At 44.4% G+C, this 7,549-nt stretch carries 8 protein-coding genes and 1 pseudogene; 1 reads left to right on the top strand and 8 read right to left on the bottom strand.

Annotated elements, in window-relative coordinates; all coding sequences use genetic code 11:
• Positions 1-118 (top strand): annotated as a pseudogene (locus FTT73_RS16255) (RNA-guided endonuclease TnpB family protein); the annotation flags it as partial.
• Positions 119-130: 12 nt separating this feature from the next.
• Here FTT73_RS16255 and FTT73_RS01540 read toward each other — a convergent pair.
• From FTT73_RS01540 to pcnB, 8 genes are all read right to left on the bottom strand, one after another.
• Positions 131-1,399: a sensor histidine kinase KdpD gene (locus tag FTT73_RS01540; RefSeq protein WP_180190906.1), complete on the bottom strand. Its 1,269-nt coding sequence runs from the start codon at positions 1,397-1,399 to the stop codon at positions 131-133.
• A 714-nt stretch (positions 1,400-2,113) separates the two neighbouring features.
• Positions 2,114-2,647, bottom strand: coding sequence for a ribosome biogenesis factor YjgA (gene yjgA, locus FTT73_RS01535; protein ID WP_005095705.1), 534 nt, complete (start codon positions 2,645-2,647; stop codon positions 2,114-2,116).
• A gap of 2 nt (positions 2,648-2,649) precedes the next feature.
• Positions 2,650-2,919 carry an HPr family phosphocarrier protein gene (locus tag FTT73_RS01530; protein ID WP_034608740.1) on the bottom strand — a complete coding sequence of 90 codons (270 nt, stop codon included), beginning with the start codon at positions 2,917-2,919 and terminating at the stop codon, positions 2,650-2,652.
• The gene (gene rapZ, locus FTT73_RS01525) at positions 2,916-3,767 is read right to left on the bottom strand and encodes an RNase adapter RapZ (RefSeq protein ID WP_005172647.1); all 852 of its coding nucleotides are present in this window, start codon (positions 3,765-3,767) and stop codon (positions 2,916-2,918) included. Before rapZ ends, FTT73_RS01530 begins: the two co-directional genes overlap by 4 nt.
• An 18-nt stretch (positions 3,768-3,785) precedes the next feature.
• The gene (gene panC / locus FTT73_RS01520) at positions 3,786-4,634 is read right to left on the bottom strand and encodes a pantoate--beta-alanine ligase (protein WP_100357509.1); all 849 of its coding nucleotides are present in this window, start codon (positions 4,632-4,634) and stop codon (positions 3,786-3,788) included.
• A gap of 1 nt (position 4,635) precedes the next feature.
• Entirely contained in the window at positions 4,636-5,445 is an 810-nt protein-coding gene (panB, locus tag FTT73_RS01515) for a 3-methyl-2-oxobutanoate hydroxymethyltransferase (protein WP_005095698.1), read from the bottom strand.
• A 53-nt stretch (positions 5,446-5,498) separates the two neighbouring features.
• Positions 5,499-5,984 (bottom strand): 2-amino-4-hydroxy-6-hydroxymethyldihydropteridine diphosphokinase, encoded by a 486-nt coding sequence (gene folK / locus FTT73_RS01510; RefSeq protein ID WP_005095697.1) that lies wholly within the window; start codon positions 5,982-5,984, stop codon positions 5,499-5,501.
• Positions 5,981-7,453 (bottom strand): polynucleotide adenylyltransferase PcnB, encoded by a 1,473-nt coding sequence (gene pcnB / locus FTT73_RS01505; protein ID WP_005095696.1) that lies wholly within the window; start codon positions 7,451-7,453, stop codon positions 5,981-5,983. Before pcnB ends, folK begins: the two co-directional genes overlap by 4 nt.
• Between the last annotated feature and the right edge of the window lie 96 nt (positions 7,454-7,549).

The following is a 7,549-nucleotide window of genomic DNA, read 5'->3' as shown; positions in this document are numbered from 1 at the left end:
AGTATGGGAGTGTGAATGCGGAAGTTCCAATAACAGGGACGAAAATGCAGCGAAGAACATACTTGCGCTTGGGCATAAGCGTCTAGCAGTAGGAATCACCTCCGTTTCAGGGAGGTGAGGATGTCAACTTTTAGGATTTCTCAGCATGCAGATCTTCAAGCACCAGTGCCTGATGATCATTGGTGACCATTGGCAAACGCACCGTAAAGGTCGTACCTCGACCTTCTTTAGAATCCACCGCGATTTGACCATGATTCAGATCAATAAAGCGCTTGCACAATACCAAACCTAAACCAGCACCTTTCTCTTCAGCAGTACCTCGAACACTCACCATCAACGTCGGCTTGAACAGATTCTGTATCTGCTCTTCAGTCATGCCCAGACCGGTATCCTGAATGGTGATTTTAACCTGCTCACCGTCCATTTCTGCCTCTAAAATGACTTTACCGCCTTGATTAACCGGAGTGAATTTCAGCGCATTGGAGACCAGATTCTGCATCACTGAAGTAATCATATTGATATCCGCATGGACTTTAATGTCTTCGGGAATATTGTCGATTAATTCAATTTTTTTATTCAACGCCAGACTGTGCAATACACTGCAGACAATTTTACTGGATTGCTTGAGTTCATAATTAATCGGATGATATACAAAGCGTCCGCCCTCGGCCATGGCCCAGGTCAGCAAGCTTTCCAGCAGGTTATAAGTCGATTGTGCATTATCATATAAATAATCCGCGATACTCTGAATACTGGACTCATCCAAGGTATCACGTTCCTGCGCCAGAACTTCGGAAAAGCCCAGCAGTCCATGAAATGGCGCACGCAGATCATGTGCGATGATCTGAAAAAATTTGGTTGTACTAAAGTTTTGTGCACATTGCTGTTCGTATAGTTCTTTCAGCTCAGTATGTTCTTCATTGAGTTGGATTCGAATCACTAAACTTTCAGCAAATTGTTTGATGGTGGCAATATCGTCCTGATCAAACAGTTCGGTCTGATCATCAAAGAAAATGACCTGTCCAAAAGACACACCGCTACTTGATTTTAAATTAAAGGCGACTAATCTCTGATGCGCTACACCGAGATCTTTCACATAATTTGACAATTCTGTATAAGCAGGATGCGTCTGATCGATGACATCTGCCTGTTGCAGATACGTAGGCACATTCACGTCCTGCGGGGCATGCAAGGCCCGGAAACCGCGCGGACAGCTGTACCAGATATACGGTTCCATGTGGAAGCTAATAATGCTGGTTTTAACGTTTAAAACTTTACGGGCGATCTTACAAAAGGTGTCTAATAGGTTGTTGGAGGTATAGACACCTAAAATGAGAGATATACGGCACGAGCTTAATTGCTCCGTATTCTGACCGACCTCTAGCAGTTTTAGTTCCATGTCTGCCTCTCTGAATGTTTATGGAATATAGAAAACACAGCCGACCAAATTCATACAATTAATAACAAAGATTCTATATTTACTCAACGATGAAAACTCACCTATAGGTTAAAGGATTTGTTAACCTGTTTCTATCCAAATACACTCATAACCGCAAGGCACTGATATTTAATTAATTAAGAATAACTTGAAAATTTAATCTTCAAAAAAAGTCTGCTTAAGTATTTGAAACTCAATATCTAAGCTAAAATGAAGCATGTTTATTTGTATTTACTTTAACACACTCTTGACCAAAAAATACTCAGCATCGATTTTTATCCCCTTTTAAATAAAAGTTAATGGTTTTTCAACTATATAGTTTGACCTTATGATTAAAAACAGATTTAATATCAGGCTTCATCTACCTAATAATGCTCAGAATTAATTTTTAATTTTTTAAAATATCTTAACAATTCTAATGTACGAAATATTTAAATCTCAGCATTTCGACTAAAAACAGGCCAAAAACACCACTGAGAATTGTAAAGATTTTACATTCATTAACAAATTAATTGCAGAAATTTTGTGTTTTTTATCACTCATCCAATTTTAGAAGCTGGAACAGTAATATTAAGATAGATCGCTTATAGATTATGCATGTCTAAGTCAAACCAATCGGCTCAAAACAGCTATAAAAAAAGCGGCCTAAAAAGACCGCTTTTTTTACATGGCTGCTTAATTGTCAGAAATCAACGCCACTTGCTGCACATAGTTAAACAGCTTTAATTTAGAAGCATTCACCTCTTCTTCAGGTGCTTGATTCTTTAAGTCACGGTGTACCCGAAGATAATGTTGACGTAAGGTATGACGCTCTGTCGCATTATAGGTTTTGGTAAATTCATTGATGGCCGGATCTCCATCTTTGACAATTCGATCCACCCAACGCTGTAATTGAGCTGTCTTTTTAAGACCTTGTTTCGGTGTTAAATAAGATAAAATCACCGTTTCATTTTCATTGCGCAGTAATTTACCAATACGTGAAAATTGACGGCGACGTGCTTCATGTGAGGTAAATTCCTGTACATCGAGCAATGCTTCAATCAAACGCTCTTCAACAGGCAAGTTTTTAATTTGTTTAGCACTCAGCTCAGCCAGCTGTGCACCCAAAGCCGCCATACGCTGGACTGCTTTTTTCTGTTCGGTTTTACTTGCGCGTCCCTCTAAAGAATCGAAATCTTCTTCAGTTAAACTGTTCGGTCGACGTGCCACGATTAATCTGCCTCATAAAATTTTGCTGCAAATAGTGCCTGAATTTCAGATAAGGCTTTGTCCTCATCCGCTCCTTCAATCACCAAGCGTAAAGTTGTTCCTTTGCCCGCACCGAGCATCAGCAAGGACATGATATTTTTTGCATCTACCAGTTTGTCCGTTTTTCCAATCTGGATACTGGAACGAAATTTGGTAGTCACTTCTATAAGTTTACCAGATGCGCGTGCATGTAAACCCAGTTTATTAATTACGTCAACAGTGGTATCAATCATGACCAGTGCTTCATTTCTCGATGGAGGACTTGAATAGACCATTTTGCCTCAAGGGCTTTTTTTAGTCTATCCACAATGTAAACAGAACGATGCTGGCCACCGGTACAGCCAATTGACACAGTCATATAATGACGATGCCCTTCAGAAAAGGTTGGCAACCATTTGTCCAGAAAATGGTAAATATCATTAAACATATCTTCGACCTGATCGCTCTTTTGCAAAAACTCCTGCACCGGTTGATCGAGTCCTGAAAATTTGCGTAATTCCAGTTCCCAATGCGGATTCGGCAAATGCCGGACATCAAAGACATAATCGGCATCCAGTGGAATGCCATGCTTATAACCAAAAGACTGCAAAATCAGGATCAGGTTATCGGTCTGTCCCAACTTGGTCAATAAGGTATGTTTCAGGTCATGCACGCTTTTATCTGTAGTATCAATGTGCACGGTAGAACGCAGCTGGATGGGCATTAGCAGGATTTTTTCTTCCTGAATGCACTCGTTCAGACTCTTAAAGCGCGAAGCTAGAGGATGCGGCCGACGCGAGGCACTAAAGCGCGCAATCAGTTCCTGATCCTGCGTGGTCAGATAGATAATATCAACCGAGCCATGCTGTTGTAGCTGCTCGAACACATGATCAAATTCTTGCAAATCGGCACGGGTACTGCGTACATCGACCCCCAAAGCCAACTGTTCCAGATTGTTCTCACTGTGCAGTTTCGCCACGATTTCGGGAAGCAATGCCAAAGGCAGATTATCAATACAGTAATAACCCAGATCCTCAAGCACCTGCAATGCAGATGATTTACCTGAACCAGATTGTCCCGTGACAATTAAAATGCGCTTCATACATGCTACCCTTTCATCCTATCCGGCAGTGTATTTGACCTGCAGGTTATCGATCAGACGTGTATTACCTATCTTTGCAGCTACAAATAACACAACATCTTGATTAAACGTATGAATTTTTTTTAATTCTGGCGTTCGTGCTTCAACATAGTCTACGACAAACCCGACATCTGTTAAAGTCTGGCGAAGCTCGGCCAATACCGTATCCAGTTCAATCGCAGCATGGAGCTGCTGTTCAGCCTTTTGTAAGCTTTGATAAATGACCGGTGCGATTGCACGATGCTCTTGGCTTAGGTAACCATTTCGAGAACTTAAGGCTAAACCATCTTCTGCACGGGCAATTGGCACGCCAATCACTTCTAATGGAATATTCAGGTCTTGTACAAACTGGCGAATCACTGCCAACTGCTGATAATCTTTTTGCCCAAAGAAAGCATAGTTTGGCTGAACAATGTTAAACAATTTGGTCACCACCACCGCCACACCATCAAAATGGCCGGGGCGCTGCAAACCACACAAGTCATCAGTAATGTCAGAGACACTGATATTGGTCAGACGCGGTTTTTTGCCATACATTTGCTCAACCGTTGGCGCGAAGACGATATCACAACCGACGTCTGCCAAAAGCTGCTGGTCCTGCTCCAGCGTACGCGGGTAGTTATCAAAATCTTCATTGGGTCCAAACTGGATCGGATTGACAAAGATACTGACCACCACCACATCACACAGCTTACGCGCTTCACGTACCAGATTTAAATGACCCTGATGCAGATTGCCCATGGTGGGCACAAAACCAATAATCTTGCGGTTGGCACGTGCCGGATTAAGTGAGGCCGCGAGTCCCTGAATGGTGGTTTCTGTTTTCATCTTACAATTCAACCTGAAAAGTTTGTGCGGGTGCCGGGAAAGATCCATCTAAAACTGCAGCATGGTAAGCTTTAAAAGCATCCAGAATGGCAGTAGCACCCGATTGTTCCTGCATAAAATTACGGACAAATTTTGCAGTATGGCCAAAGGTTAAACCCAGCATGTCTTGTACTACCAAGACCTGACCATCAGTGGCTGCGCCTGCGCCAATGCCAATCACCGGAATTTGTGGAAACAGTTCTGTGATTTCCTGACCCAATTGTGCCGGTACACATTCCAGCAGTAACAGTGCAGCACCTGCATCAACCACTGCTTTACAGTCTGCAATCAGTTGATCCGCTGCTGCACGGGTACGGGCTTGCAGCTTATAACCGCCAAAGACATGTACCGATTGCGGCGTTAATCCCAAGTGCACACAGACTGGAATACCGTTACGGGTCAGCACCTGCACGGTTTCTGCCAGCCATGCACCGCCTTCCATTTTCACCATTTGCGCACCGGCCTGCATCACGGTTTTGGAACTTTGCAAGGCATCATTTAAGGTGGCATAACTCATAAACGGCAAGTCAGTCATGATAAAGGCATGCTGGTTACCACGGCGTACCGCAGCGGTATGATAGGCCATATCTGCAACAGTCACTGGCAAAGTCGAATCGCGGCCCTGAATTGACATTCCCAAAGAGTCGCCAATCAGAATACTGTCTACTTCTGCAATTTCCATGGCTTTGGCCATACTGGCATCATAGCAAGTCAGACATGAAAATTTGCGTCCATCTGCTTTGAAGCGTCTTAAGTCACTCAGACTGACCATGAAGATGTTCCTCTATGATTGAAGTTCTCGCGAACATACCCATAACTCAAAAATTAAATATTTGCCCAGTTCGTGTCATCGAGTACCGTTAAGGTCGATTGCTTGACGATGTCCAGGTCTTTTAAGGATGTAGCATGAACCTGTATTTCAGCATCAATGTCCAGCAACGGAATGAGTACGAAATCACGCTCTAACACGCCGACATGCGGTACAGTCAGGCGTTGATTTTGTATCTGTTCATCTCCGTAGATCAGCAAGTCCAGATCCAGCGTACGCTCGCCCCAATGACGCAAACGTACCCGACCGGCTTCCTGCTCGAAGGCTTGCAGACGATCGAGGAGCTCTAACGCTGCCAGATCAGTATTTAACTGCACCACTGCATTCAGATAGTTTGGCTGATCCTGTGGTCCCATCGGTGGACTTTGATACAGATGCGAAGTTTTCACCTGACCCAATGTCGCCAGTTTCTGTACAGCTTCTGCCAAAATCTGGCGTGAATCGCCGAGGTTACTGCCCAGGCCAATATACGTCACGATCATTGTGTTGGCCCAAACACCACCTGGCTTAAATCACGTTGCACCCGCTTACGTTTCATAATCGGATGATCTGCGCCAATTTCACCACTGGCACTGGCTGCCACATGTGACAGGGTTTTCGCCTTATCTTCAAACTTGGCTTTACGCACCCGGCGGTTACGTGGTTCAGGTTCATTGACTAAAGGCTCAATCTCGGCAAGATCTTGCTGCTGGGTCAGTTTCTGTTCCAGATGTTCTTCTTGACTCGCCTTACGACGGCTCTTGGCACGCTGACGGTTATACTGGCTAATCGCCCGTTCTTTCTCATCACCGCTCATTTGCTGGTAAGCATCCCACCAACTGCCCATGCCTTGCGCCGTTGCATCGCCTGATTTTTCGCGCAACAGCAAAAAGTCAAATCCGGCACGGAAGCGCGCATGACTAGACAAGGCCTCAATTTGTTGCGGTTTTGGATTCAGTAAACGGGTCTGCATTTCCCAGACTTCACGAATGAAAGTCTCGGCGAAGCGAGGAATAATGGTTCGGGTTGCCTGACGTTTCAAAACATCCAGACCCGCTTGGGCACGTGCTTCTGCTGCGACCACGCCTTTATTCAGATAAAACTCACAACGCTCGAGGAATGGCTGCCATAACAGTACCGCGTAGAAAAATGCAGGATTGATGGTCTTGCCAATCGAAATACGCTGATCGGTATTTTTCGCGGCACGCTCCATAAACGGCGTGATTTCAGCTTTGATATCGGCGAACAGCTGATGCCAGATTCCGAAATCAATCAGCATGGGCAACACACGATTCAGATGCCCCATGGTGAATAACTTTTGTGATTCATCATAGAGTCGATGCGGAGAGACATCACGCAGCAGCTGGGTCATTTCCGGGGTAAAGATATCCAGAATTGCTTCATCAATATTGAAATTCAATTTGGCAGCAAAACGTAAGGTACGTAACATCCGCACCGGATCTTCTTCAAATCTTAAGGCCGGATCACCGAGCAAACGTAAAGTTTTGCTGTGAATATCATCTACAGCATTGCAGAAATCCAGCACAATCGCTTTACGCGGCTGGTAATACATTGCATTGATCGAGAAGTCGCGACGGGCAAAATCCTGCTCGATGCTGCCCCAGTTATTATCACGCAGAATCATCCCCGCGGCCGAGGTGACTGCTTTTTTTGGAGGTGCACGGAAGGTGGCCACTTCGACCAGTTCCCGCCCTGAATAGACATGCGCCAGTTCAAAACGCCGTCCGATAATTCGACAACGTCGTCCGAATACTTCCTTGACCTGAGCCGGGGTTGCATTGGTGACTGCATCGAAATCTTTAGGATTCAAACCTAACATCAGATCTCGAACACCACCACCCACGATATAAGCTTCATAGCCTGCCTTATTTAAGGCATCAATCACATCGAGAATATAAGAAGGTAATTGAGCGGTTGATAAACCACATTTTGACGCGCGCAAAGTTTGCAAAAGACGCTGTCTCCTACGTCTGAACGTAAAATTCCAAGATGACGCTAATCATATCGCTTACACGACTAAAGGGCAATTTGATTATGTCAATCCTGC

The sequence above is a fragment of the Acinetobacter sp. YH01006 genome (genome assembly GCF_013420445.1).
Lineage (GTDB): Bacteria > Pseudomonadota > Gammaproteobacteria > Pseudomonadales > Moraxellaceae > Acinetobacter > Acinetobacter pseudolwoffii.
This window is presented reverse-complemented; position numbering and strand designations above follow the sequence as displayed.